Source organism: Kitasatospora sp. NEAU-69 (genome assembly GCF_057158765.1).
Map to the genome: position 1 here is coordinate 1 of NZ_JBWXUE010000048.1, position 26,346 is coordinate 26,346.

A 26,346-nucleotide genomic window follows, 5' to 3' on the forward strand; every position below is an offset into this window, starting at 1 on the left:
TCCTTCGATAAGGAAGCGATCAGGAACACCACAGGTCAGACGGCCATCCACCTGGAATTCCGGGGTTCTGATCCACTCTATGTGGAGCGATGACGGAGCGTCATTCACCTGTGGAAGGATCATCGTTCGTGTGACTGCAGCGTGCTCTGGACGGCCTTCTCCCATCTCTCGACGGTGACCGTGGAGGGGGTCGTGGTCGACGCCACCGCGGTGACCCTCTCGGCGCGGACCGCCACCGCGCGGGCCACTTGCCCGGGGTGCGGTGTGGCTTCGGGGCGCGTCCATGGCGGGTACCGGCGGCAGCTGGCGGATGTATCGGTGTCCGGCCACAAGACCGTGATCGACCTGTTGGTGCGGCGTTTCATATGCTCGGCCGTGGAGTGCCATCGCAGGACTTTCGTCGAACAGGTGGAAGGGCTCACCGAGCGGTTCGCGCGCCGCACGTCCACCCTGCGACGGGCACTGGAGCGGATCGCGCTGGCGCTGGCCGGCCGCCCTGCGGCCCGGCTGGCCGCGCACCTGTCCATCGAGACGAGCGCGAACTCCCTGCTCAGACTACTGCGGAGGCTTCCCGACGGGCCGGTCGGCACCGCGCCGCGGGTCCTGGGGGTGGACGACTTCGCGTTCAAGAAGGGCCACGTCTACGGAACGATCCTGCTGGACATGGAGACGGGCGAGCGCGTCGACGTGCTGCCCGACCGGAGGGCGGAGACGTTCACCGCGTGGCTGCGCGAGCACCCCGGCGTCGAGATCGTGTGCAGGGACCGGGCCAGCGCCTACGCGGAGGCTGTCCGCTCGGCAGTACCGGGAGCGGTGCAGGTCGCGGACAGGTTTCATTTGTGGAAGAACCTCTGCGAGGCCGCCGAGAAGTGCGTCGCCGCACACCGCGCCTGCCTGGCGGAAGCCACCGAAGAATCACCACCGGACGAACCGACGGCCGGTCCCGACAGCGATGTTCTCCCCGAACCCTCGCCGACGGCGGCAGAAGGAGCCCGTGCAACCAGGCGACGCGAACGCCACACTGCCGTACACGAGTTGTTCGACAAAGGGGTCGGGATCTACGCGATCGCCAAGACCCTGGGACTGGACCCGAAGACGGTCGGAAAGTACGCGCACGCGGCCACAGTCGAAGACGTGCCCACCAGCGACGGCCACCGTGACACCCAGATCCGGCCCTACCTCCCCCACCTGCATCAACGCTGGAACGAAGGCTGCACCGACGCCGCCCGGCTATCCGCGGAGATCCGCGAGCTCGGCTTCCGGGGCAGCGCCCGGACGGTGCGTCGCCACCTGCAACCCGTGCGCGCCGCGGGGAAGCCAGCACCAAAAGTCGCCGCGGCACTGACCGTTCGGCAGGCGACCAGGCTGATCACCCGCCGACCGACGTCGCTCGGCGAGGACGAGAAGGCCAAGCTCAAGGGCCTACTGGCGCGATGCCCCGAACTCGACGCCGTCGCTGAGTGCGTACGCACCTTCGCAGAGATGATGAACGGCAAGCGTGGAGCCGAGCTCAACGACTGGCTGGTCCATGCGGAGGCGACACAACAGTCCCCACTTCGCAGCCTGGCGCGCGGCCTCCGCCAGGACTTCGCCGCCGTGACGGCCGGACTGACCCTGGAGTGGAACTCCGGCAAGGTCGAGGGCAACGTCAACCGCATCAAGCGGATCAAAAGGGACGGGTACGGCCGCGCCGACTTCGACCTACTCCGGCTCCAAATCCTCCGCGCCGACTGACCACAGTGACCCTCCGCAACCGCTCCACATAGAGTGGATCAGAACCAATTCCGGTGGCCATCAGCCTGGACCCGGCTGGCCACACACCTGGACTTTGCCACGGCCGCCGACACCTGCACGGCGCACTGACGGCATCATGACCAGTCGCGTTGCTGCGCCTGGCCTACCTCGCCGCCACCAGCACTCTGGCGTGCGGCACCAACTGCGGTTCCTGCAGCTCCAGGTCGGCAGGCCCGCGTTCAACGACACTGACCGCCCTTGCCGGCCTGCTCCAGCAGCTCCCGACGGACAAGCTGCAGAACCTCCCGCTACTGGCCCACCAGTCACGGTCCCGCCATGGCACCGTGACCTGGTCAAGCGGCGCCACACCACCCCCACCGCCAGCTCGATCCGCGCCGTATTCCTGCGCTTTGCCCGCGAGAACAGCCCATAGGGCCACCTCCGCACGGCAGACTCGCAGTGCTTGGCATCAAGGTCACCGCCGCCACTGTCTGGGAGATCCTCCGCGAGCGCGGCATCCCGCCCACGCCCGAGCGTCAGAGCACGACCTGGGCCAGCTTCCTACGCAGCCACCGAGGCCCTGCTCGGCCCCTCATCGAGCGCCTTACCCTGGGGCGAGTCCACGCAGGCGTTGATGGAGAGTCGGGAGTACATGTTCATGACTCACCTCTTGCTCACAGCGCTGCCGCCACCGCAAATGACGGCAGCCAGCAGATCCGCGCAGAGGTCGGATACTTCGATCTGCATCACCAAGGACTACGGATCCTCACCATCCAGACCCATCCGCCCCAAACCGCCGCTGACCCCACGGGGGGGCGCACCAGTGGACAGCTACCAGCGAACACGCCTCGCACGCAACGAGTGACCTGCATCACATTTGAAGCCTCTCGCTACTCCCGCCTGACTTGCCGTAGCTGCCTCCGCCCACCCCGCCAGCAGCCATCCTTCACTCAGCCTATTGCGCAGTGTCGCTGCGCAACTGCCACTGTGAACCACTAGCCCCTCTAGGGGCCCGAGCAAACGCTACTCACCATTGCTATCGTACGAGGCGGTCGGCCACGGCGTGTAGTTAGCCGCGGAGGCCTGGCAGTAGGGGAGCTGCGCAGTAGAACTGCGCAGCTGAGAAGTAGGGGCCACCGCACAATGAAGTCGTTCATCAAACTGCTGGAGAAGGCGATGGAGAACACCGGCACTACGCTCCGGCTGTGCTTGCTGATGCTCGTCGCCGCAGCGGCCTACGCCATCAGCCAGTTCAAGTAGCCGGATCGGAAGACGAGAGGACGACGCGTGGAGACCAGTGCACCGGAAAACCGTGACATGGAGCTCACCGACCGGCTCTGGCGGGCCTACGCGCCCTACCAGCGGGGCCGGAACGGCTTCCGCGACCTCACGCTGATGCTGGCGATCCTGCTGCTCGCACGGCTTGTCGAGGCGGCGGAACAGCCGGAGGACGAGTTCGTGATGCGGTGGAACCGGGCGGTCGCGGATGCCCGGTTCCGCGGCTCGCCACTGCGCGACCTGCGTGCCGCGTTGGACAGCCTCCGCCGGAGCAGGGGGCTCGAGCTCAGCGTCGACCTGCTCGACGACGATGAGCCGGACGACGCGCCGTGGGCAGTGCCCTTCCTCGAGGCCCTGGGCCAGCGGCCGGGCGCCGAAGCCAACCTGGCCGAGGTTGCCGAGATGCTCATCGAACGCCAGGCGCAGGAGATCGACGTCTCGGCAGGCGAGTTCTACACACCGCGGGAGGTGGTCCGACTTGTCGTCGACCTGGCGGACCCACGGGCCGGGGACCGGATCTTCGATCCGGCCTGTGGGAGCGGCGGCTTTCTGACGGAGGCGGCGCAGCGGATCTCCGAACACGGTGGCCTCGCCGGCACCTCCTTCGAGGCCTACACCACGAACCTCGGCGCCCCGCGGCTGGCGACGGTGAACCTCGCTCTCCACGGGGTGGACCAGCCTGCGGTGCGCGCCTCCGATCCGGCGATGCTGCTGCAGAGCAAGGGATACGGCCTGGCCGATGTGGTGATGAGCAATCCACCGTTCAACCAGCGTGTCATGAACCTCGATCACGTCGGCCTTCCGCCCGACTCCAGCGCCAACTACGCCTGGCTGCAGCTCGCCTGGAACCGGCTGAGCGAGCACGGGACCGCTGCGGTGATCATGCCGCCAAGCGCCGCCTGGTCCGGCGGGGTCGATGAGACGAACCGTCAGAACCTGCTCGCCCGTGGTGCCGTCCTCGGCATCATCGCGCTGCCGCCAAACCTGTTCCCCGCCACCACCGTCGCCGTGCACATCTGGTTGCTCGCTCGGGACAAGTCCAGCCGACTGCCGGTGGGTGAGGCGGACTCCGTCCTCTTCGTCGATGCCAGCCGGCTCGGCTCCCCGACACCCCGGCAGCCACGCGCACTGACTCCCGCCGACATCGAGCGCATCACCAGTCGGTTCCACGTGTGGCTGCAGTCCCCGGGCACAGTGGAGGATGAACCGGGGTTCTCCCGCTCGGTCGGGTACGCCGAGATCATGGCGAACGCCGGAAACCTCGACCCCCGCCTGTACATCGCGCCCGCGCGGGAACGACCGGCCGCGGTGCTTGACCTGGAACACACACTCGACGAGCTGCACGGGCACGAGCTGGCGACCGCGGAGTCGGTCAGCGGGCTCCGCCAACTCGCCGACAGATGTGAGAGGTTGACTAGCAATGAAGAGGAACTCCCACTACTGACGCTCCGGGACGCGGTCAACGGCGGCCCCGGAAACACCAAGGCGAGCCGGCTACTCACCGGTCCCTCGGGGAGCCTCATCCGAGCCGACGACTACGTGCGGGACGGCGGTGTCCCGGTCGTGATGCCCAAGGACCTGACAGACAGCGGCTTCAGCACAGTGGACATCAGGCGCATCACCGAGACCCATGCCGAGAGTCTGGAGCGCTTCCGCCTCCGCCTCGGCGACCTCGTCGTGGCCCGCCGCGGCGAGCTCGGCCGGTGCGCCGTGGTCCGCGATGAGCAGCACGGCTGGATCTGCGGCACCGGCTGCTTCCTACTCCGCCCCCACCCCGCGCTCAACCCTGACTACCTTGCTGCCTACCTGCGCAGTGCCCGGGCACGCGAGTGGCTCGACAACCACTCCACGGGAAGCATGACCATGAAGACCATCTCGCTCCCAATCCTCGCTGACCTGCCCGTTGTCCTACCTGACGTAGGCACTCAACAGACCATCGCCGACCTGATGACCCATCTGGACACCTATGAACACCAACTCCGCGAGCAACTCACCCTGACGGGGCGGCTCCGCCGGGACGCTTTGCAGGGGTTCCTGGCGCCGGGGGACTGATGCCCCGTTCAGTGCTCGTCAGGCACAGGTGGAGCGGTCTGGGAGCCGGCGAGCTACTGCTACCCCTGCTGGCGGATGGGGCGTGGTGCCGGCGCAGATCTGCTGGATAGCCTGATCGGCTCCCATCGGCCACAGCTGGATGGTGCCGTAGTTGCCGCCCCGCTGGCCAGGGGTGCGGCCGTCCAGGCCGAACGCATCATCGATTTCATCTGCTGCCGTGGCGGGGAGCCCTGACTCGCAACAACACCCGGCCCCGCCGAGCCCATCCGGACGCCATCAGCCTGCAGACCTTCGCCCATGCCTCCCAGTTCGGTTGCCCGAACTGGGAGGCATGGCCCTGCAGCTTATGTGGCGCGCCGCTCCGGAACGAAGCTCCGCCAAGCCCCAGCGCACCAGCCGGGTGATCTGCGCTCAGCCAGACAGGAACGCCATGTCGCATCATGACCGGCCATTGAGTGCTACACGTATGGGTCGCGCAGAGGTCGGGGTTCGCGGGCTTCGCGCGTGATCTCCTCGGGCAGATCCGGGCCGGCAGTGTAGTAGCGCCCTTGAGCCTCGCCCTTCGCAGCGAGCCAGCCGGCGCGGACGAGTTCGCGGATGTCGCGTTGGGCCTGTTGTTCGCTGAGTTCGGCGTCGGCCTGGTAGGTAGCGCGGCGCAGGCGGTTGCCCATGGCGGCCGGATAGAGGGCGTAGAGCATGCGGTCGGGCCAGCCCTGCCGCTCGATGGCGCCATCAAGGGCCGTCCAGACTTCGCGGGTCGTGTTCACCTGGCGTTCGACGGTTTGCGCCTGCTGGTGGTGAGCGCGCAGGCAGAAGCGCAACCAGGGCAGTGTGTCGCGCTCCGGGGTCCAGACCGGGCCGCCGACTTCGGCGAGGATGTCGTAGTAGCGGTAGGTGTTGCGGGCGCGGCCGAGCCACTCCTCGATACTTGAGAATTCGGGCGCCATAATCCCCTCGCGGGCGAGGACCAGGGTATGCAGGGCGCGGGACATCCGCCCGTTCCCGTCCGACCACGGGTGGATGGCAACCAGATTCAGGTGCGCCATCGAGGCCCGCACCAGGCCCGGCGCATCCAGATCACCCTCGTTCAGCCACTCCACCAGTTCACTGGTCAGCTGCGGCAATTGCTCGGCAACCGGGGCAGTGTAGGCGGCGATGGTCGGATCCTCGGCCGAGGTCACGTACACCGGCCCGGTGCGCCACCAGCCGGGGCGCTTCACCAGGTGGTGGCCCTGCATCATGAAGTGCAGCGCGTTGAGCAGTCCCTTGCTGTACGCGAAGTCGTCGCCAGTCTCGGCTAGGCGCTGGATGTAGGTCATCGCCTGCCGGTAGCCCTCGATCTCGGCGGTGACGCTCTGGCTCGCCTCGATCGGTGCCTCGCCAACCATGATGTCCTCGACGTCCGACACGCTCGCCGCGTAGCCCTCGATCGTGTTGGACCCAGCGATCGCGCGTGCCGTCAGGTTGCGGCGCAGCTGCCCCTCCCACCGGCGCGGGGTGCGCAGGTGCAGGCGCAGCCGGTCCCGCATCTCCTCGATCTCATCGAGGACGGTTTGATCGATCTTCTGCAGCCTCGGCATTCCATAGAGCATGAAGCAATGACACCATGACGGTATCAGCCAGTCAATCGACGACAGCGCAACCATGACATATGAGCTCTTCGACATTCCCGCCGACACCACACGCCCCAGGATCCGCCGGGTGGCCCGCAGGTGACCTTCCGGCCCTGCCGATCGCCCACCAGGCCCGCCACCACACCGCGCCCAGTCCAAGCTGCCACCCATGACCCGCTACCGTCACCTCTGATCACCCCGGCTCAGACGCACGCCTGGGCCAGCTTTCTGGCCAACGCCGTCCACAGCGGACTCGACCCCGCGCTGGTCACCCAGTGGCTGACGATCCTCGCCGACGCCACTGGCAGCCCGATACTCCCTTCCTTGGCCTCGATGTCACTGGCGGAGTACGTCGAGCTCCGCCTCCCGATCATCCTGGCCGGCCTTGAGACCACCACCCACGTCCCCTACCTCGCTGGATGGCACCACCGGGTCGAGCCGGACCTCGGACATCTCCCCGTCCGCCTTGTCACCACCGGTGCGATCGCCGGCGCGATCGACAGCTGGATCTCGGAGGGCTGCAGCCGCTCCACCATCAAGAACACCCTCGCCATGCTCTTCCGCATCCTCGAGCAGGCCGTCGTGGACGGTCTCATCGAACGGCCTCCCGCCCACGTCACCGGCTGGCAGCGCGCGTACCAGCAGGCCGAGGACGAACTGCTGGACCCCCGAGCCCTCGCACTACGCGACTGGGACGCCCTCTCCGAACTCGCCGACGCCCTGGTCGAAGCTTCCTACAACCACTACCGCGGCTGGGGCGACGTCGTCGTCCACAGCGCCTGCACCGCCACCCGCATCGGCGAGGTCTCCGGAGTCCGGGCCCGCGACATCGACACCGCCAACTGGCTCCTGACCTGCCGCCGGCAGACCACCCCCGCCCCCGGCGGCCTCATCGACAAACACACCAAGGGCGGGACCGCCCGCTTCATCCCGATCATCGAACCGCTACGCCCGCAGATCATCCGACGCCTCCGAGCCACCCGCGGTGACCCCGACGCCCGCCTCTACACCGGCCCCCGCGGCGGCCGCATCAGCACCGCCGTCCTACGCGACGCCACGCACTGGGACGACGTCGCCCACGACCTCGGCTACGAACACCTGCGCCGCCACGACCTGCGCCACACCGGCCTGACCTGGATGGCCGACGCCGGAGTCCCGCTCCACGTCCTCCAACAGATCGCCGGCCACCAGGAGATCACCACCACCCAGCGCTACTTCCACCCGGACATCCGCGAGCTCGCCAAAGCCGGCGAAGCCCTCACCCGCCACCTCGTCGAACAACTCCGACTCAACGGGCAGATCCCCCGCCGCTGGTAACGGCAGGCCATCGCAAGAACCACAAAGCCCCATCAGATCTCGCCACCACCCGCTCGCACCCGAGCGCAAAACGATGAGCTCTCAAGCGCCTAACGGGGCGTCACTAAATCACCTGACGCTCCGCCGGAATCAGCCGCTCTCATCCAACTCACCTGACATGCAAGACAGTTGCAAAGCGGATTGCCGACGACTGCAGGTTACGATGCGATATCGGTCACCGTCAGTGGTGGAATTCCGCCCCCCATTGGGCCACTTCACGCCGACCCGCCCCCGGCAACACACCTCAAGGCGCCCTCCTGAGAGGGCATCCAATCTGACGACCTGCCAGATAGAGGCCCTCTGACCTGGGCATTCTCTACTCAGGGCAGGCACTCACCCACTTGACCCCGCCTTTCGCTCGGTCAAGTGCGCCACGGGCAGCCTCGCCAGCGATTCAAAGGAGGAAAGCGAGCAAACGGTTAGATCGCACCACAAGGACGGCAATCTTCCTTTAATTTCAAGGGAGCACGTCGGCATGTGAGACCCAAATGTCCGCTTGGAGATGTCCGAAAACCGCCAGAGGCGGCTTGCTCTTTGCGAGCAAACCGCCTCTGACCTGCGACTTTACAGTCGGGACGACAGGATTTGAACCTGCGACCCCTTGACCCCCAGTCAAGTGCGCTACCAAGCTGCGCCACGTCCCGTGGTCGAGTTGCCGGGCTACCGGCTTCTTGACCTTGTCGCCGATCACCCGGCGACGTGGAAAACAATACAGCACGACGGGGGGTGCTCGCTGCCAGGTTCCGTCGCAGGTCACGCCGCCCGGTGTGGGCGGGGCGCGGGGGCGGCGGGCGGTGTGGTGGTGGTCAGGCGGGGGTTGGGGTGGGCTCGGTGGGGTGGCGGCCGTCGTAGCGGAGGAAGGCTGGGCGCAGGAGGGCGAGGAGGAGGACCGAGGCGACGCAGGCGAGGCCGCCGGAGAGGACGGAGACGGCGGGTGTGGTGAGGGCGGCGACGGTGCCGGACTCGAAATCGCCCAGGCGTGGGCCGCCGGCGACGACGACGATGAAGATGCCCTGGAGGCGGCCGCGCATCTCGTCCGGGGCGGCGACCTGCATCATCGTGTTGCGGAAGATCATGCTGACCGTGTCGGCGCAGCCGGCGACCGCGAGGAGGGCGAGGCCGAGCCAGAGGTGGCCGGAGGTGAGGCCGAAGGCGGCGATGGCGAGGCCCCAGGCGGCGACGGCGACCAGGACGGCGGCGCCGTGGCGGTGGACCCGGGTGACCCAGCCGGAGAAGAGGGCGCCGATCAGGGCGCCGACGGCCGGGGCGGCGACCAGCAGGCCGACGGTACGGGCGTCGCCGCCGTAGTAGGTGGCCGCGAGGGCGGGGAAGAGGGCGCGGGGCAGGCCGAAGATCATCGCGGCCAGGTCCGCCAGGAAGCTGGTGCGCAGGTTCGGCTGCTCGCGCAGGAAGCGCAGGCCGTCCAGGACGGAGGCACGCTTGCCGTTGCCGTCCGGACGGACGTCCGGGCGCATCGCGGGCAGTCGCCACATCGCGTACAGGGTGGCGGCGAAGGCCACGGTGTCGACGAGGTAGGCGGACTGGGCGCCGAAGGTGCCGATCAGCAGGCCGCCGAGCATCGGGCCGACCGTCATGCCGAGGTTCATGCTGACGGTGTTCAGCGCGTTGGCGGCCGGGAGTTGGGCGGCCGGCACCAGTCGCGGGATCATCGCCGAGCGGGCCGGCGAGGAGATCGCGAAGAAGGCGCCCTGCAGGGCGACCGCCGCGTACAGCACCGCGACCTGGTGCAGGCCGAGCAAGGCCTGGGCGGCCAGCAGCGCCGAGACCACGGCGAGGCCGCCGGAGCCGATCAGGCCGAGCTTGCGCCGGTCGACGGTGTCGGCGATCGCGCCGCCGTAGAGGCCGAAGACGACCAGCGGGACGAGCGAGCAGAGTCCGACGGCGCCGGTGGCGAAGCTTGAATGGGTGAGGGCGTAGACCTGGACGGCGACCGCGACGGCCGTCATCTGCTGGCCGACCGAGGAGACGGTCTGCCCGAACCAGATGCGGCGGTAGTCGGGTATCTCGCGAAGCGGGGTGAGGTCGGCGACCGCGCCCCGCAGCATCCGCCCGATCCGCGATGACGGCGAGGTGGGCGGTGTAGAGGGCGAGGGTGCGGAGGAGGACGGGGGTGGGGAGGAGGGCGGCGGCGAAGGCTCGGGAGTGGTGGGATGAATGGTCGACACAGCGAACCATCGTCGCCCCCACCCTCTGGGCGCCCGCAACCGGGCCCTCCGCTAGGGATGAGAGGAGGGAGAGAAGGGAGGGTCAGCCGCGGAGGACTGCCTTCTCGCCCGCCCGCACCGGGATCGGCAGGCGGTTGCCCGGCGGTGGGAACGGGCAGATGAAATGGTCGGCGAAGGCGCACGGGGGCAGGTAGGCCCGGTTCAGGTCGAGCACCGTGTGGCCGTCGGCATCCGGTCCGGGGAGCGTGATGAAGCGGAACCGGTAGGTGTCCTGCCCACTGCTCGCGTCGGCGATCACGCCACTGAGCAGCCCGCCGGAGCCGCCGGGACCACCAGAGTCGGCAGAGCGGCTCACCGTGAGGGTGTACGGCTCGCCGGCCAGGTGGAACGCGATCTGGCCGCTGATGGCCAGGCCGCGCTCACGCCCGTCGGCGTTCGGGACGGTCACCGTGCGCTCGCCGGTCTCGTACGCGGTGAAGACGGCGGGGACGGACCACTCCGGTGCGTACGGGTAGACCGCGATGCCGGCGAAGCCGGTCCGGGTTTCGGCCGCCGGGTCGAAGATCCGCAGGGCCGCCTCGCCCTCGCGCTCGATCGGGACCAGCAGCAGCTCGCCGACCCGGGCGGTGTCGGCCTCGGGGTGCGTATCGGCGCGCAGCAGCAGCTCGCCGTCGACGAGCGTGCCGCCCACGGTCAGCCCGTCGGCGGCGCGGGCCGTCACCCGGACGCCGTCGGGGCCGCCGGACCAGCGGCCGGGGACGCCGGGGATCCCGACCGGCTCGGCGTCGAGCCAGTGCGTGCCGGTGAGCGCGAGCATGCCGTGGGGGGCGCTGACGGTCGCCGTCCGGGCGTCGTTCCACCGCTTCCAGTCATCGGCGTCGGTCATCTGGGACCTCCTGAAGCGTCATCGGAGCAGAGGTGGTTTCAGAGCTGGTTTCGGCCGCCGGAGGAGAGAGGCGGGCGGCGAATCAGCGTTCGCGCAGCGGGCGGAACAGTCCCTCCTGCACGACCGAGACCACCAACTGCCCACTCCGGTCGAAGATCTGCCCCTGGGCGAGGCCGCGAGCACCATGCGCGATCGGCGACTCCTGGTGGTAGAGCAGCCAGTCGTCGGCACGGAACGGGCGGTGGAACCACATCGCGTGGTCCAGCGAGGCCATGTCGAAGTTGCGCCGGCCCCAGAGCGGCTCGACGGGGGCCCGGACGGAGTCGAGCAGCGTCATGTCGCTGGCGTAGGTCAGCGCGCAGACGTGGATCAGCGGGTTGTCGGGTAGCTCGCCGTTGGTCCGCAGCCAGACGCCGCTGCGCGCCTGCACGTCGGCCAGCTCGTCCTCGGTCCAGCGCAGCCGCTCGACGTATCTGATGTCGAACGGCTGGCGGCGACTGATGAACGGGGGCAGCTCGCCGAGGCGGTTGCCGACCTCCTCCAGTGCGCTGGGCAGGTCCTCGGGGGCGGGCACGTCGGGCATCGGCTGCTGGTGCTCGATGCCGCCGGGCTCCGGGACGTGGAAGTCGGCGGTCAGCGCGAAGATGCTGCGGCCCTGCTGGATGCCGAGCACGCGGCGGGTGGTGAAGGACCGGCCGTCCCGGATCCGGTCGACCTGGTAGACGATCGGGACGCCTGGGACGCCCGGCCGCAGGAAGTACGCGTGCAGCGAGTGCACCGGGCGATCGCCGTCGACGGTCCGGCCGGCGGCCACCAGTGCCTGGCCTGCCACCTGCCCGCCGAACGTCCGCTGCAGCGATTCCTCGGGGCTGCGCCCGCGGAAGATGTTGAGCTCGATCTCTTCCAGATCCAGCAGGTCAACGAGCTGATCGACAGGCGTTCCCATGGCGTGCGTCCTTTCCGAGCGGGCGCGCCGGTGATCCCGACGGCATTCCGCTGTCGTTAGCGAGAAGTCTGCTGGCCCCCCCGGAATTCCCGCAGGCCGACGCGCGCTGGAATACGCCCTGCTGGAGCACCCGATCAGCGGAGGAATCAGGGCGGAAACCCGGGGAGCCGGGTAGACCATCAGCCCGGCAGGCCGGACTGCCGCACGGTGATGTTGAGCCGCCCGGTCAGGGCGGGGCCGGGCGAGCCGAGGTGCAGCGCGGGATCGGCCGTGCCGGGCAGCGCGCGCAGCACGCCGTGGTACGCGTACCGGGACGGACCGCCGAAGACCAGCAGGTCACCGCTGCGCAGCTGCAGATCGGTCCACGGGCCGGTCCTGGCCTCGGCCCGGCCGAGCCGGAAGACGCAGGAGTCGCCGAGCGAGAGCGAGACGACGGGGGCGTTCACCCGCTCCTCCCGATCCTGGTGCAGCCCCATCTTCGCGCCGTGCGGGTAGTGGTTGACGAGCGCGACATCCGGCTCGTACCCCGACAACCCGCTGACCGCGCCGGCACCGGCATCGGCACCAGCACCAGCGCCGGCACCCCCGTACGCGGCCGCGACGGCGCGGCGCGCGAGCGTGCCGAGCAGCGCGGGGAACGGCTTGACCGGCGCACCGTCCCCGTCCTGCACGGTGCGGGTGTAGGCGTACGGGAACCAGTGCTGCGGACACCCCTCGGCCACCTTGCGTGCCACGCCGCAGGTCGGACAGCGGGAGACCACGCCCCAGTGCCAGCCGAGGCAGAGCTGGCGGACCGACATCTCGGCGCCTCCGGGCAGCCGCACGGTGCGCAGGCCGGCCGGCGGACGCGCCCACTCCCGGCAGGCGGTGACCAGCTCGCGCTGCTCCGCCGGGGTCAGCCAGTCCGGCAGCAGCACGGCGCCGGGCGCCACGTCACGCCGCTCGCGTGGGAACAGCTCGCCGTGCGCGATCTCCGCGCCGCTCATCCGCTCACCTGCCAATCGGGCAGCGCCTCCCGCGCGGGCATCGCCGTCCGCGCACCGGTCCGCCCGACGCTCAGCGCGGCGGCCCGGACGGCGAGGCCGGCCGCGTCCAGCAGGGTGCGCCGCTCGGCGAGGCCGACCGCCAGCGCGCCGCAGAAGGTGTCGCCGGCACCGGTGGTGTCCACGGCCCGTACCGTCGGAGCGGCGATCTGCCGGACCTGGTCGCCGTCCCGGACCAGTGCGCCGGCGGCGCCCAGCGTGACCACCACGCGCTCGCACGGCAGCCCGCGCGCCAGCCGCGCGATCTCGGCCGGCGCGTCGGGGCCGTCGAGCACCGCATCGGGGACGCCGCAGAGCCGGGCCAGCTCGGTACGGTTCGGCACCAGGACGTCCACCAGCGGCCACAGCTCGGCCGGCAGCTGCCCGTCGGCCGGAGCCGGTGCGGGGTTGAGCACGAAGGTGCCGCGGGTCAGCCGGGCGGCCGCGAGGACGGCGGCGGTCGGGATCTCCAGTTGCGCGAGCACCACCGCGGCCGCACCGATCATCCCGTCCGCCGCCCGGACGGCCGCCGGGCCGACGGCGGCGTTGGCACCGGGCGAAACGACGATGGAGTTCTCCGCCTGCCGGTCGACCAAGACGACGGCGTGGCCGGGCGGGCCCTCGACGGCTGCGAGCCGCGTGACGTCGACGCCTTCGGCGGCCAGCTCGGCGCGCAGCCCGTCGCTCTCCCGGTCCGTGCCGACGGCACCGACGAGCGCCACCGAGCGGCCCAGGCGGGCGACCGCGACGGCCTGGTTCGCGCCCTTGCCGCCGCCGAGCCGGGCAACCGGCCCGCCGCGCACGGTCTCGCCGGGGGCGGGGAGCGCATCCACCTCGATCACCAGGTCGAGATTGACGCTGCCGACGACCACCACATCTGCCATGCCCCCATTCTCCGCACCGGGCCCGCCGCCCTCACCGGGTTCCGCGAACCGCTCCCCGCAGGCCGTTCGGCGACGGCCGGCCGCAGCGGGCGCCATCACGGGAGCAGCGGGCGCCGTCACGGGAGCAGACCGAGGTCCCGCGCGCAGCCCTCCCAGGCCTGCCAGCCCTGCTGACGGAGGATCTCCTCGGCGACCGTGATCTGCTGACGGCGGGTCGCCCGGTCGGGGCGGGTCGCGAAGTGCAGCCCGCCGGCCTCCCCCCAGGTGGGCGGCCAGATCTGCAGGCCGCCGTAGTAGCCGTTGCCGGTGTCGGCGGTCCAGTCGCTGTCGCTCTCACAGTCGGCGACGCGGTCCCAGGTCGGGTCCATGGCGTCCACGGTGCCAGTGCCGCCGGTGCTGCCAGTGCTTCCGGTGCCGCCGGTGCTGCCAGTGCTTCCGGTGCCGCCGGTGGAACCAGTGCTTCCGGTCGGGCCGGTGCTACCCGTGGAGCCCGCGACCGGCTGCGGGTCGGTGTCAGCCTCAGCCACTGCCCGGCCCGGCACTGCGGCAACCAGCGCCAGCGCCAGAGCCGGCCCGCATATCAGCTCGGCTATTCGCCGACGACCAGCACTGGCGGCCGACCCGGAAGCCGAACCGACCACAGAACCCGGCACACGCGATGCGCTCAGCATCCTCCGACTCTCGCCGAGTCACCGGAACCCCCGCGCGCCCACCCGGCACCCGTTGCACCGTTCGGGGCACCAGAACCGAACCCGCAGACCCCCGAAACGCGCCCGACCGCCGCCCCCGACGGGGACGGCGGTCTTGCACGTGCACGCATCAGTCCGTGCCACCCGAGCGACCTACCAGGACGATCGGACGGCCGGCAGGGCCGGGGCCCGGCCTCAGACCGAGAGCACCTGGCCCGGCAGGATCAGGTCGGCGTTACCGCCGATGACCTGCGCGTTGTTCTGGTACAGGCTCTGCCAGCTGACGCCGTGGGAGGCGGCGATGGCGCTCAGGGTGTCACCGCTCTGGACGGTGTAGGTGCCGTTGCCGGCCGCCGACTTGCCGGACTTCGGCGCGGCCGGGGCGGCCGGGGCAACCGGAGCGGCCGGCTTCGCGTCGTGCGACGTGTGCTTCGGGGTGACCGGCTGGGTGGCCGGCTGCGGCTGGGCCTTCGGCTTCGCCGGGGCGGCCGGGGCCTGCGGGGCCGGGGTCTGCGCCTGCGGCTTGGCGGCCGGGGCGGCGGGCGCGGCCGGGGCGGCGTCAACGGCGGCGGGAGCGCCACCGGCGGTCAGGCCGGCCTTGACCGAGCAGACCGGCCAGGCGCCGGGGCCCTGGGAGGCGAGGACCTTCTCGGCGACGGCGATCTGCTGCGCCTCGGTGGCCAGGTTCGCCTGCGGGGCGTAGGCGGTGCCACCGAAGGCGGCCCAGGTCGAGTTGGTGAACTGCAGGCCGCCGTAGAAGCCGTTGCCCGAGTTGATGCTCCAGTTGCCAGTGCTCTCGCACTGGGCGACGGCCTCCCAGGTGGAGACCGAAGCGGCGGAGGCCGTGGTGGCCGTGACGAGGCCCGCCACCGGGACGACCGCGACAGCGGCAGCGCCCAGGACGGCCATCCGGACGCGGCTGCGCTTCTTCGCGGCAGCGGCGTCGGTGGCGACGGTGGTGGCAGCGGCGTTCTCGTTACGGAAAGTCATGGAATCCCTCTCGACTGCCCCGGGCGGGCATGCGGAACCAGACCCTCGAAGGGTCCGATTGCGCTGACCTCGTCCATCGGGCGGCCGAGTACGTGTCCGACGTACCGCGCCGCCCCGGCCACTCCCACTCACCCGCGATCCGTTCGAGCCGATCGCGTGGCGGGCACCTCGGGGGTGCACAGGGGGTGAACCCGGGTGGTGCTCGTTGCACCGGGGAAGAAGCTACGAGGCGCGGTTGCCAAGAATCAACCAAATCTTGGTCGACCCAGGTCAGTAAGGCGTTACCCGCGGTAACGATCACTTAAATCTGAGCCAAATGTCCACTTTGGCATGTTTTACGAAGATCAAACCTTGCCTACACGTGACGCTGGTCACATTTCCGGCCCTGTGAGCCTGCGCACATCATCGACAGATAGTGATCATTCGTCCACCACGCGCAGTCGGATCGACGGCAAATACTGGCACTCGACAACCCAACCCGTGACTCCGACCACAGCGCTCCGTTGGTAATGGCGCGCGGGCCGCCCGCGCCGCCCCCCGCAATGGAACGAGGAGTCAACGTGGCGCGCATGCTCGAAGTCAGCGACGAGGTCCGAGCCGAGATCGGCGACGACGAGGCCGACCGGCTGCTCGGCGGGGCGCACGCGCCCGACACCTACGACTGCACCTCCTGCCGGGCTCCCGGCGACTCCCTTCGCGAGCGGACCAGCACCGTGCTGTTCGTCGGGGAGGAGACCGCCGTGCTGGCGTTCGCACACGCCCGGTGCATCCCCTCGCAGGTCGTCCCGGTCTCGGAGGAGCAGTTGCTCGGCGCCGTCCGCAGCATCAGCCAGGCCCAGGGCAACGGGTTCCCCGGCCAGGCCGGCCCCGGGGCGCAGGCCCAGGCCGTCGAAGCACCCCCGGCGCCCGTGCCGCCGGCGCCCGCCCCGGTGCCCGCTGCCGCGCCGGCGCCCACGCCGGCGCCCGGCGAGCCCGCCGTCCTCAGCATCACCTGCGGCCTGGTGCTCTGCGGCGACACCGGACACGCCGCGCTGGTCGTCGAGCCGACCGGCCCGGTCGGCCGACCGGGGCGGCTCACCGGCGCGGACGAGTTCCTGCCGCTGCTCGCCGAGTACGGCTTCGCGGCCATCACCGATGTGAACACGCCGCCCGCCCAGCTCCCGGGCTGGTCGATCCTGATGGCGATGGGCCGGCTGCACGCGGTGCTGCAGCCGTCCACGGTGCCGGGCAACAGCACGGCCTGGTGGCAGGCGCACCAGCCGCTGCTGGTCACCGAGGCCTGGCGCAACGCGGCGGCCCGCTACGCGCAGGTGATCATGTACCTCGCGCCGTCCGGCACGATCGGCCGCCAGCCGCGCGAGGACCTGCTGCGGACGGCGCTGGACCGTGCCGCCGCCGGCGGGCTGCTGGTCGGTGCCACGCTCCCGCTGGCCGGCACCTGATCCGGGGCCGCTCCTGTCTCCCCTCCCCCTGTGCCGCGCGCGGGCCGACACCCCACCCGGGTGTCGGCCCGCGCCGTGCCGCTCTGGGGCCCGACGACGTGGGCTGATGACGCGGCCTGATGACGGGGCCCAGCGGCGCATCCGCCCAGCGCACGGCCACCGGGACGCTTCCACCGCACCCATCCGCACCCGCATCCCCGGCCACGCTCGCTCGTTGGCCTTTACGTGTACAGCTACGACGTGACCTCAGGCTTCCGCCAGACCACCGCTACCCGGGGGATCCCGGCGATGAGGCCGTCGTACGACGGGGAGCATCCGGTCGCCCCCACCCCGACCCCGATCTACGACGAGCTGTACTCGGAGTACCGCCGCCTCTTCCGCGCGCTGCCGGGCGACCGCGCCGGCGAGGAGGACATGCGCTTCACCGGCTTCGCCGTCCGCGAGCGCACGTTCCCGGTGCCGACCGCCGAGCAGCGGGACCCTTACGGCAACCGCGAGTTGTACGGCGGCCGCGCGCCCTACGGCGCCGAGCAGTTCGGCGCACCGGCCGGGCAGTCGCCGTTCGCGGTGCACCCGGGCCAGCTGTCGGGGGCGCCGCAGTTCGTGCCGGCGCAGCAGTCGCACCCCTATATGCAGTCGCAGCAGACCTCGGCCGCCCAGCAGACGCAGCAACAGCAACAACACCAGCAGCACTCACAGCACACGCACCCTCATCACCAGCAGGCGCAGACACAACAGCACACGCAGCAGCACCCGCATCAGCAGCAGTACCAACAGCACGCCGTGCCCGGCGCGGCCCCGCAGCCGAGCACCGGGCAGGGCTGGGTGGCCTCCGGCTACCTCGCGCCCGTCCCGGTCCCCACCGGCAGCCCGGTGAACGCGCCGCACCCCGCAGCCCCCGGCCACCCGGCCACGCCGGGCCGACACCGCGGCAACCTGCTCTCGCTGCCCCCCGGCCGCGGCTGACAGGAAAGCTGACGGGAAACGGGAACGAGGAAACGAAAACGGCGACGGCCCGGCAGCCATCCAGCTGCCGGGCCGTCGCCGACTACGAACCCCTATATACAGAGATATATACAGAGGACTACTTGCGCTTGCGCTTCTCCCGCACCCGCACCGAGATCGAGATCGGCGTCCCGACGAAGCCGAACTCCTCACGCAGCCGGCGCTCGACGAAGCGGCGGTAGCCCGCCTCCAGGAAGCCCGAGGCGAAGAGCACGAAGCGCGGCGGCTTGATGCCGGCCTGGGTGCCGAACAGGATGCGCGGCTGCTTGCCGCCCCGGATCGGGTGCGGGTGCGCGGCGACCAGCTCGCCGAGGAACGCGTTCAGCCGCGCGGTCGTGATCCGGGTCTCCCAGCCGGCCAGCGCGGTCTCGATCGCCGGGACCAGCTTCTCCATGTGACGGCCGGTCAGCGCCGAGACGTTGACCCGGGGCGCCCACTGGACCTGGACGAGATCCTGCTCGATCTCGCGCTCCAGGTAGTAGCGGCGCTCCTCGTCCATCTGGTCCCACTTGTTGTAGGCCACCACGACGGCCCGCCCGGCATCGACGGCCATCGAGATGATCCGGGTGTCCTGCTCGGCGAGCGGCTCACTGGAGTCGATCAGGATGACCGCGACCTCGGCCTTCTCCAGCGCGGAGGAGGTGCGCAGCGAGGCGTAGAAGTCGGCGCCGGAGGTCAGGTGGACCCGGCGGCGGATACCGGCGGTGTCGATGAACTTCCAGGTCTTGCCGCCGAGTTCGATCATCTCGTCGACCGGGTCACGGGTGGTGCCGGCCAGCTCGTTGACGACGACGCGGTTCTCGCCGGCCACCTTGTTCAGCAGGCTGGACTTGCCGACGTTCGGCCGGCCGATCAGCGCGACCCGGCGCGGGCCGCCGACGGCCACACCGAAGGTCTGCGGCGGGGCCTCGGGCAGCGCGGCCATCACGGCGTCCAGCAGGTCGCCGGAGCCGCGGCCGTGCAGCGCGGAGACGGGGTACGGCTCGCCGAGGCCGAGCGACCAGAGGTAGGCGGCCTCCGCCTCGGTGGACTGGCCGTCCACCTTGTTGGCGCAGAGCACCACGGGCTTGCCGGCCCGGCGGATCAGCTTGACCAGCGCCTCGTCGGTGTCGGTCGCGCCGACCGTGGCGTCGACGACGAAGAGCACCGCGTCGGCGGTCTCGATGCCCATCTCGGCCTGCGCGGCGACCATGGCGTCGATGCCGAGGACGTCGAGCTCCCAGCCACCGGTGTCGACCAGCTTGAACCGCCGGCCGTTCCAGGTGGCCTCGTACTGGACGCGGTCACGGGTCACACCCGGCTTGTCCTCGACGACCGCCTCGCGGCGGCCGATGATCCGGTTGACCAGCGTCGACTTGCCGACGTTCGGCCGGCCGACCACGGCCAGCACCGGCAGCGGCACGTGCGCGCCGGCCTCGAGGTCGAGGTCCTCGCCCTCGAAGCCCTCCTCCGCGGCGAGTTGCATGAACTCGGCGTACTCGGAGTCGTCCAACTCGCCGTGACCGGCGAGGTGCTCGTTGCTCATCTTCGTCTGTCCCATTTCCCGGTCCGGCCGTCACTCGGCCGGACCGTGCGTACCTGCCCGGGCGCGAACGCCCGGGCAGCGCGAAAAACCACGGTGTCGGAACCGCGGCGGTAAGAAAATCTAGGCGGCGGTCAGGTGCCCCGCCCGCTGCTCCACCAGCTCCGCGATGGTGTCGATCACCTGCTGGAGCGTCAGATCGCTCGTGTCCACCAGCACCGCGTCGGCCGCCTGGGCCAGCGGCGCGGTGGCCCGCGAGGAGTCGGCGGCGTCCCGGCGGCCGAGGTCGGCCGCCATCGCGGCGATGGTCGCCTCGTCCACGCCCTTGGCGCGCAGCTCGGCCGCCCGCCGCTCGGCGCGGGCCGCCTCGGAGGCGGTCAGGAAGATCTTGGCGGTGGCGGTCGGGAAGACCACCGTCCCCATGTCCCGGCCCTCGGCGACGATGCCGCGCGGCGCGACCAGCGCGCAGCCGCGCTGCAGCTCGACCAGCCGGGCCCGCACCTGCGGGACGGCAGAGACCGCGCTGACCTTGGCGGTCACCTCGGGGCCGCGGATCGGGCCGGAGACGTCCTGGCCATCGACCGTGATGGTCGGGCCGTCGGCGTCGGTACCGGAGACGATCACGGGCTTGGAGCAGGCGATCGCGACGGCGTCGGCGTCGTCCACGTCCACCTCGTTGGCCAGCATCCACCAGGTCATCGCCCGGTACATGGCACCGGTGTCGAGGAAGCTGAGGCCGAGCCGGGCCGCCACCGCGCGGGAGACGGTCGACTTGCCGGAGCCGGAGGGTCCGTCGATGGCGACGACGACCGGGGCGTTCGCTCGGTCGGCAGTGTCCACGGGGGAACCTCTCTTCTCGACACCCGGGGGAGATACCTCAAGGTTAGACGACCCCGGGTACCCGTTCGGCCGAGCTCGTGGGGGCGGCAGCCGGAACACGCCAAACCGCACGGTCGAAGAGGCCGACTTCCCAGTCCCGGGGCAGCCCCATGCCACCCGGATCAGCCAGGGATCAGCCTCTGCTTCAGTCCCGGACGTCCCTGCTCAGTCCCGGACGTCCCAGCCGCGATCGCTCAGCGCCGCCTCCAGCCGGTGGACGGCCGCCGGCTCGACCTGGAGCTGCACCAGGCCGACCCGCTGCCCGGCCGAGTGGTCGATCGCCACGTCCTCGATGTTGACCCCGGCCTTGGCCACCTCGCGGAACAGCCGCCCCAGCTCGCCGGGCTGGTCGCCGATCGCCACCACCACGGTCTCGTAGCGGGTCGGCGGCGCGCCGTGCTTGCCGGGGATCCGGGCCTGGCCCTGGTTCCCGCGCCGCATCACGGCCTCGATCCCGGCACTGCCCGACCGCCGGGTGCTCTCGTCGCCGGTCTCCAGCGCGCGCAGCGCGGTGACCGTGCCGCTCAGGTCGGCGGCCAGCTCCTCCAGGATGTCGGCGACCACACCGGCGTTCGCCGCCAGGATGTCCAGCCACATCCGCGGGTCCGACCCGGCGATCCGGGTGACGTCGCGGACCCCCTGGCCGGCCAGGCGCACCGCCGACTCGTCGGCGTGCTCCAGCCGCGCGGCGACCAGCGAGGAGAGCAGCTGCGGCGCGTGCGAGACCAGCGCCACCGCCCGGTCGTGCGCGGCGGCGTCCATCACCACCGGCATCCCGCCGCAGAGCGCGACCAGCTCCAGCGCCGCGTTGAGCGTCTCGGTGGCGGTGTCCGGCGTCGGCGTGAGCACCCAGGGCCGGCCCTCGAACAGGTCGGCCCGCGCGGCCAGCGGCCCGGACTGCTCCCGCCCGGCCATCGGATGCCCACCGATGTACTGCGCGGTGTCGCAGCCGAGCGCGGCGATCTCGGCGCGCGGCCCGGCCTTCACACTCGCGACATCCGTGTAACAGCGCGCCAGCCCGCGCCGCTGGCAGTCCGCGAGCACCTTGCCGACCAGCGCCGGCGGCACCGCGACGATCGCCAGATCGACCGGCCCGTCCGGCTGCTCGGTGGTCCCGGCCCCCAGCGAGGCGGCCGTCCGGGCGGCATCCGGGTCGGCGTCCTCCAGATACACCGCTATCCCCCGCGCGGTCAGCGCGAGCGCGGCGGAGGTGCCGATCAGTCCGGTGCCGACAACGGCGGCGGTGCGCATGGCGGTGGGCTCTCCTGCGTGTCCGAGGGCGTGGCCCCTCATCCTCTCGCACCGCCCGACCGACCGCCGCCCCGGCCCCACCCCCCGTAGCCCGTGCCACGCACCGGCGGCCGCGGCCACACCTCGGCAGGGCGCACCGGCCAAAACCCGCGACAGTGTCAGTGATGCCCGGCAGACTGGCTTGCGGACAGCGGACAGCGGACGGCAGTGCGGGTGGCGGGAAGGGGCGGATCCTCCATGGCAGAGCAGACCGCGACGGCGCAGGCAGCGGGGCCACCGGCGCCGCCCGACTGGCCCAGCGTGCTCGACTCGGTGGTCGTGCACTCCGCCGGCGCCGTCTGCCGGCGGCTCGCGCACGGGGTGCTACCCGGTCGTGACGGCCCGGTGCGACTGCGGCTGACGGGGCTGCCGCAGAGCCTGGACCGGGCCTCGCTGCGGGCCCGGGTCACTGCGGGACCGGCGGGCTGGCGGGTGACCGAGGTCCGGCCGGCCGCCGAGGCGCTGCTGCGCACACCCGACGAGCTGCCCGAACTGCGCCGCCGACTGGCCGAGGCGGAGCAGCGGTGCGCTGCGCTGCGGCTGCGCGAGCAGCTGATCGGCGACCGGATCGCGGCGGCCGCCGGGCTGCGCGCCGTCCCACCGCCGCCCGGGCCGGACGCGCCGCTGCGGCGGGCGCCGGCCGAGGCCGTGCTGACGCTCGCCGAGTTCGTCGACGCCCGGCTGACCGCGCTGCACGGCCAGGCCGAGCAGGTCCGTGAGCAGCTGGAGCAGGCCGAGCGCGAGCGGGAGCTGCTCGCCGACCGGCTGGCCCGCGGCTCGGACGCCACGCCCGGCGGGCCGGTCGAGACCTCCGCCGTCGTGCTGGTCACGGTCACGCCCGACCCGGCCGGCACGCCGCTGGACACCCCGAACGGCGCCGACGGCTCTGCCGGCACTGACGGCACTGACGGCGCTCACGGCTCCTGCACGATCGAGCTGGAGTACCGGGTGCAGAGCGCGCTCTGGGCGCCGAGCTACCAGCTGGACCACCGCGGGGCCGCCGGCACCGGGCGGCTGCTGCTGCGCGCCACGGTGGCGCAGCGGACCGGGGAGGACTGGTCGGGTGTCCGGCTCGGCCTGTCCAGCGCCGACCTGCACCGCCCGGCCGAGCCGCCGAAGCTGCGCTCGATCCGGATCGGCCGGAGCCAGCCGCCGCCCGCCCCCTCGGGCTGGCGCGAGCCGCCGGCCGGGCTGGGCGGGCTCTTCACGGGCTACGACGGCGCGCCCGCGCCGCTCGCCGAGCCGAGCCCCGGCCGGGCCGCCGTCGGCGCTGTGCCGTCGATGGTCCACAGTCACAGGTACGGCACACCGCAGGGCCCCGGCGCACCGACACCGGCAGCACCTCCACCACCGGCAGCCGCCCTCGGTGCGCCGCCACCCCCGCCCGCACCGGCGCCCGCACCCTCACCCGTTGCCTACGGCGCTGCACCGCCCAGCGCGATGATGCGTTCGAGGGCCCTGCGCGCCCCCGGCGGAGCCGGCGCGCCGGGCGCGTACGCCGGCCCGCAGGGCGCCCTGGCCCCACCGCCACCCCCGCCCGCACCACCCGCGCCGCTCGCCCCCGCCGCCGAGCTGCTCGACTACGACCGGCTCACGCTGGCCGGCCCGAGCGAGCCGCCCGGCCGGCGCGGCCTGCTGCACCCCGACGGCGCGGCCGCCGCGCCCGGCAACCGGCTCGCCGCCCTCGCGCTGCCCGTGCACGCCGTACCGCCGCGCCGCTCGGCCGGCTCCTTCGACCAGCGGCACGACACCGCGACCCGGATCGACGTCCCCTCCGACGGCGGCTGGCACACCGTCACGATCGGCGAGATCCCGGTCACCGTACGGCCCGAGTACGTCTGCGTGCCGGGCATCGACCCGGCCGTCCACGCGACGCTGCTGCTCTCGAACACCTCGCAGCGCGCACTGCTGGCCGGCCCGCTGGAGGTCACCGAGGACGGCGAGTTCCTGCTGACCACCCAGCTGCCCACGCTCGCCCCGGGCGCCACCCGCCGGGTCGGCCTGGGCGTGGCGGAGAGCGTACGGGCGGTGCGCCGCACCGAGACCCAGGAGTCCACGGCCGGCCTGCGCGGCGGCACCACGGTGATCGGCCGGCGGATCCACGTCGAGCTGGCCAACCGGCTGTCCCACCCGGTCACGGTCGAGGTGCGGGAGCGGATCCCGGTCACCGCCGAGCGCGACATCCGGATCGAGGACCGCCCCGGCACCCCTGCCTGGTCGGAACCCAGCCCCGTCCAGGCCGAAGCAGGCGACTACCCGGCCGGCACCCGGCTGTGGCGCGTCGAGCTGCCGCCCGGCGGCCGGGCCGTGCTGGACGGCGGCTACGAGATCCGCATCCCGGCCGGCAAGGCCCTGACCGGCGGCAACCGAAGGAGCTGACCGAGATGCCAGACGAGATGCCAGCCGAAACGACCGACGAGACGACCGACGAGACGACCGACCGGCTCACGGTCAGCCCGCTCCCGGTGACCGCCGTGACCTGCCTGGAGGACCGCGCCCGGATCGAGCGCACCACCACCGTCCGGCTGGCCGCCGGCTCGCAGCGCCTGCGGCTGGGCCCGATCAGCCCGCTCGCCGTCGACCACACCCTGCGCGCCGAGCTGACAGCCCAGCAGACAGCCGCGCCAGGCTCGGCCACCCCGACCGTCCTCGCCGCCCGGATCACCCGCGTCTGGACCCCGCGCCCGACCGGCGCACCCACCGCCGAGGACTCCGCGCTGCGCCACCGCCTGCACGAGCTCGACGGCCGGCTGCGCGGCACCGAGCAGCAGCAGGAGCGGCTGACCGCCCGGCTCGCGCTGCTCGACCAGCTCGCCGCCGACCTGCTCCGCGAGATCGCCGAGGCCACCGGCCGCGACGAGGCCGAGCCGGTCCGCTGGGCCCGTGAACTGGACCGGGTCGAGGCCGAGCAGGACACCCACCGCGAACGGCAGCGCGCCCTGCGCGCCGAGTACGCCGAGCTCGACGAAGAGCAGGCGGCCGCGCTCGAAGCGCTGGCCGCCGCCGAGGCCGAGCCGCCGGAGCTGACCGCCCACCTCGACCTCACCGTCCACGCCGAGGCCCCGACGAACGCCGTCCTGACCGTCCGCCACCTGACGCCCTGTGCGCTCTGGCGGCCGGCCTACCGCGCCGTCTTCGCCGACGGCACCCTGCGCCTGGAGTCGGACGCGGTGCTCTGGCAGGCGACCGGCGAGGACTGGCACGACGTCCGGCTGACCCTGTCCACCGCCCGCTCGGCGCTCGCCACCGACCCGCCCCGGCTGCACCCGGACGAGCTGACGCTGCGCGAGCTGAGCAGCGAGGAGCGCCGCACGGTCGACGTCGAGCTGCGCGAGGAAGAGATCAGCGCGCTGCGCCCGGAAGCCACGGGACCGTACGGCACCGAGCCCGGCGCCACCGAGCTGCCCGGCGTGGACGACGGCGGCGAGGTCCGGGTGCTGACCGCGCCCACCTCGGTCGGCGTTCCCGGCGACGGCCGCGCCCACCGGGTGCCGCTGGCCGCGTTCAGCGTGCCGGCCACCACCGAGCGCAGCGCGGCGCCGGAACTCTCGCCGCTGGTCACCGAGGTCGTGTCGTTCCGCAATCCGTCCCCGCACCCGCTGCTGGCCGGGCCGGTGGACCTGGTGCGCGGCAGCGGCAGCACCGGCCGCGGCCGGCTGTCCTTCACCGCCGCCGGGGCGATCGCCGAGCTGGGCTTCGGCAGCCTGGACGACTACCGGCTGCACCGCGAGAGCGAGGAGTCCCGCGGCAGCAGCGGCCTGCCCGGTCTCGGCCAGCGCACCGTGCTCACCCGAACGGTCCGGGTGCACGTCTCCCGGCTGTCGCCGCCGGGTGAGACCGGGGAGCAGAGGATCACGCTGCGCGAGCGGATCCCGGTCTCCGAGGTCTCCGCCGTGGAGGTCCGGCTGCGCAAGGAGGACTGCCGCCCGGACGCGCCGGAGGTGGACGCCGAGGGCGTGGCCCGCTGGGACCTGGCGCTGCCGCCGGGCGGCCGACAGACCGTCACGCTGGTGTACGAGGTGACCGCCTCGGCCAAGGTCGCCGGCCTGTGACCGGTGCCGCCGGCCCGTGACCGGTGCCAGGGCGTGACCGGCGCCGGGCCATCAGCGGTACCGGCCGCGGTACCAGGCCGTGAGCGGTGCCGGGCTGGGCGGGGACAACTCGGGTACAACAGAGCTATGATCCTGCACCTCGCGCCCCTGGACGACTGGCTCCGCGACCCGGGCCGCCCGTACAGCGCCACCTCGCTGCTGACGGACGGCTTCCTGCACTGCTCGCCGGATGAGCCCACGGCCTTGGTCCTGGCGAACAAGCACTTCGCCAGGACACCGGATCCGCTGATGGCCCTGCTGATCGACGAGAACGCGGTCGAGCCGATGGTCCGCTGGGAGGCGGCCACCGGCGCGCTGCCGCCGGGCATCGCGCCGGAGACGCTCTTCCCGCACATCTACGGCCGGCTCAACCGCCCCGCCGTGGTCGGCCTGCTCAAACTCGAACGCGGCACCGACGGGCGCTGGGTCCGCTTCGTGCCCTGGAGCTGACCGCCCCTCACCCGCGCTCCCGTCACAGCCG

At 71.9% G+C, this 26,346-nt stretch carries 19 protein-coding genes and 1 tRNA gene; 8 read left to right on the top strand and 12 right to left on the bottom strand.

Going from position 1 to position 26,346, the window contains the following annotated elements:
* Positions 1-192: 192 nt before the first annotated feature.
* On the top strand, positions 193-1,734 hold the full coding sequence (locus AC060L_RS34360) for an ISL3 family transposase (RefSeq protein ID WP_483802898.1): 1,542 nt from the start codon (positions 193-195) through the stop codon (positions 1,732-1,734).
* Between the two features lie 1,317 nt (positions 1,735-3,051).
* Positions 3,052-5,064: an N-6 DNA methylase gene (locus tag AC060L_RS34365; RefSeq protein ID WP_483802899.1), complete on the top strand. Its 2,013-nt coding sequence runs from the start codon at positions 3,052-3,054 to the stop codon at positions 5,062-5,064.
* A gap of 458 nt (positions 5,065-5,522) precedes the next feature.
* Here the strand turns inward: AC060L_RS34365 and AC060L_RS34370 are convergent, their stop codons facing one another.
* A complete protein-coding gene (locus AC060L_RS34370) occupies positions 5,523-6,710 on the bottom strand; it encodes a Fic family protein (RefSeq protein WP_483802900.1) in 1,188 nt (395 codons plus the stop codon).
* 300 nt (positions 6,711-7,010) lie between these two features.
* On the opposite strand from AC060L_RS34370, the gene AC060L_RS34375 reads away from it, so the two are divergent.
* On the top strand, positions 7,011-7,994 hold the full coding sequence (locus tag AC060L_RS34375; RefSeq protein ID WP_483802933.1) for a site-specific integrase: 984 nt from the start codon (positions 7,011-7,013) through the stop codon (positions 7,992-7,994).
* Positions 7,995-8,603: 609 nt separating this feature from the next.
* Here the strand turns inward: AC060L_RS34375 and AC060L_RS34380 are convergent.
* The 8 genes from AC060L_RS34380 to AC060L_RS34415 form a co-directional block, all read right to left on the bottom strand.
* Positions 8,604-8,677: transfer RNA gene (locus tag AC060L_RS34380), tRNA-Pro, on the bottom strand.
* A 162-nt stretch (positions 8,678-8,839) separates the two neighbouring features.
* Positions 8,840-10,099, bottom strand: a complete 1,260-nt coding sequence (locus AC060L_RS34385; RefSeq protein ID WP_483802901.1) for an MFS transporter — start codon at positions 10,097-10,099, stop codon at positions 8,840-8,842.
* Between the two features lie 202 nt (positions 10,100-10,301).
* Positions 10,302-11,105, bottom strand: a complete 804-nt coding sequence (locus tag AC060L_RS34390; protein WP_483802902.1) for a DUF1684 domain-containing protein — start codon at positions 11,103-11,105, stop codon at positions 10,302-10,304.
* An 82-nt stretch (positions 11,106-11,187) separates the two neighbouring features.
* A complete protein-coding gene (locus tag AC060L_RS34395; protein WP_483802903.1) occupies positions 11,188-12,051 on the bottom strand; it encodes an acyl-CoA thioesterase in 864 nt (287 codons plus the stop codon).
* Between the two features lie 179 nt (positions 12,052-12,230).
* Positions 12,231-13,037: an alpha-ketoglutarate-dependent dioxygenase AlkB family protein gene (locus tag AC060L_RS34400; RefSeq protein ID WP_483802904.1), complete on the bottom strand. Its 807-nt coding sequence runs from the start codon at positions 13,035-13,037 to the stop codon at positions 12,231-12,233.
* Positions 13,034-13,957 (bottom strand): ribokinase, encoded by a 924-nt coding sequence (locus AC060L_RS34405; RefSeq protein ID WP_483802905.1) that lies wholly within the window; start codon positions 13,955-13,957, stop codon positions 13,034-13,036. The genes AC060L_RS34400 and AC060L_RS34405 overlap by 4 nt, the downstream gene beginning before the upstream one ends.
* Before the next feature lie 116 nt (positions 13,958-14,073).
* Entirely contained in the window at positions 14,074-14,484 is a 411-nt protein-coding gene (locus AC060L_RS34410) for a transglycosylase family protein (RefSeq protein WP_483802906.1), read from the bottom strand.
* A gap of 357 nt (positions 14,485-14,841) precedes the next feature.
* Positions 14,842-15,636: a LysM peptidoglycan-binding domain-containing protein gene (locus AC060L_RS34415; RefSeq protein WP_483802907.1), complete on the bottom strand. Its 795-nt coding sequence runs from the start codon at positions 15,634-15,636 to the stop codon at positions 14,842-14,844.
* 569 nt (positions 15,637-16,205) lie between these two features.
* Here AC060L_RS34415 and AC060L_RS34420 point away from each other — a divergent pair.
* Together AC060L_RS34420 and AC060L_RS34425 are read left to right on the top strand one after the other, a co-directional pair.
* Positions 16,206-17,078, top strand: a complete 873-nt coding sequence (locus AC060L_RS34420) for a hypothetical protein (RefSeq protein ID WP_483802908.1) — start codon at positions 16,206-16,208, stop codon at positions 17,076-17,078.
* A gap of 240 nt (positions 17,079-17,318) precedes the next feature.
* The gene (locus AC060L_RS34425; protein WP_483802909.1) at positions 17,319-18,044 is read left to right on the top strand and encodes a hypothetical protein; all 726 of its coding nucleotides are present in this window, start codon (positions 17,319-17,321) and stop codon (positions 18,042-18,044) included.
* A gap of 118 nt (positions 18,045-18,162) precedes the next feature.
* Here the strand turns inward: AC060L_RS34425 and der are convergent, their stop codons facing one another.
* From der to AC060L_RS34440, 3 genes are all read right to left on the bottom strand, one after another.
* Complete coding sequence (gene der, locus AC060L_RS34430) at positions 18,163-19,608, bottom strand: ribosome biogenesis GTPase Der (RefSeq protein ID WP_483802910.1); 1,446 nt, start codon at positions 19,606-19,608, stop codon at positions 18,163-18,165.
* 120 nt (positions 19,609-19,728) lie between these two features.
* On the bottom strand, positions 19,729-20,445 hold the full coding sequence (gene cmk, locus AC060L_RS34435; RefSeq protein ID WP_483802911.1) for a (d)CMP kinase: 717 nt from the start codon (positions 20,443-20,445) through the stop codon (positions 19,729-19,731).
* A gap of 204 nt (positions 20,446-20,649) precedes the next feature.
* On the bottom strand, positions 20,650-21,735 hold the full coding sequence (locus tag AC060L_RS34440) for a prephenate dehydrogenase (RefSeq protein ID WP_483802912.1): 1,086 nt from the start codon (positions 21,733-21,735) through the stop codon (positions 20,650-20,652).
* A 237-nt stretch (positions 21,736-21,972) separates the two neighbouring features.
* Between AC060L_RS34440 and AC060L_RS34445 the strand changes: the two genes are divergently transcribed.
* The 3 genes from AC060L_RS34445 to AC060L_RS34455 all read left to right on the top strand — a co-directional run bounded on the left by AC060L_RS34445 (position 21,973) and on the right by AC060L_RS34455 (position 26,315).
* Positions 21,973-24,153, top strand: coding sequence for a DUF4139 domain-containing protein (locus tag AC060L_RS34445; RefSeq protein ID WP_483802913.1), 2,181 nt, complete (start codon positions 21,973-21,975; stop codon positions 24,151-24,153).
* A gap of 17 nt (positions 24,154-24,170) precedes the next feature.
* Positions 24,171-25,826: a DUF4139 domain-containing protein gene (locus tag AC060L_RS34450; RefSeq protein ID WP_483802934.1), complete on the top strand. Its 1,656-nt coding sequence runs from the start codon at positions 24,171-24,173 to the stop codon at positions 25,824-25,826.
* 126 nt (positions 25,827-25,952) lie between these two features.
* Complete coding sequence (locus AC060L_RS34455; RefSeq protein ID WP_483802914.1) at positions 25,953-26,315, top strand: DUF952 domain-containing protein; 363 nt, start codon at positions 25,953-25,955, stop codon at positions 26,313-26,315.
* The last annotated feature ends 31 nt before the right edge of the window (positions 26,316-26,346 follow it).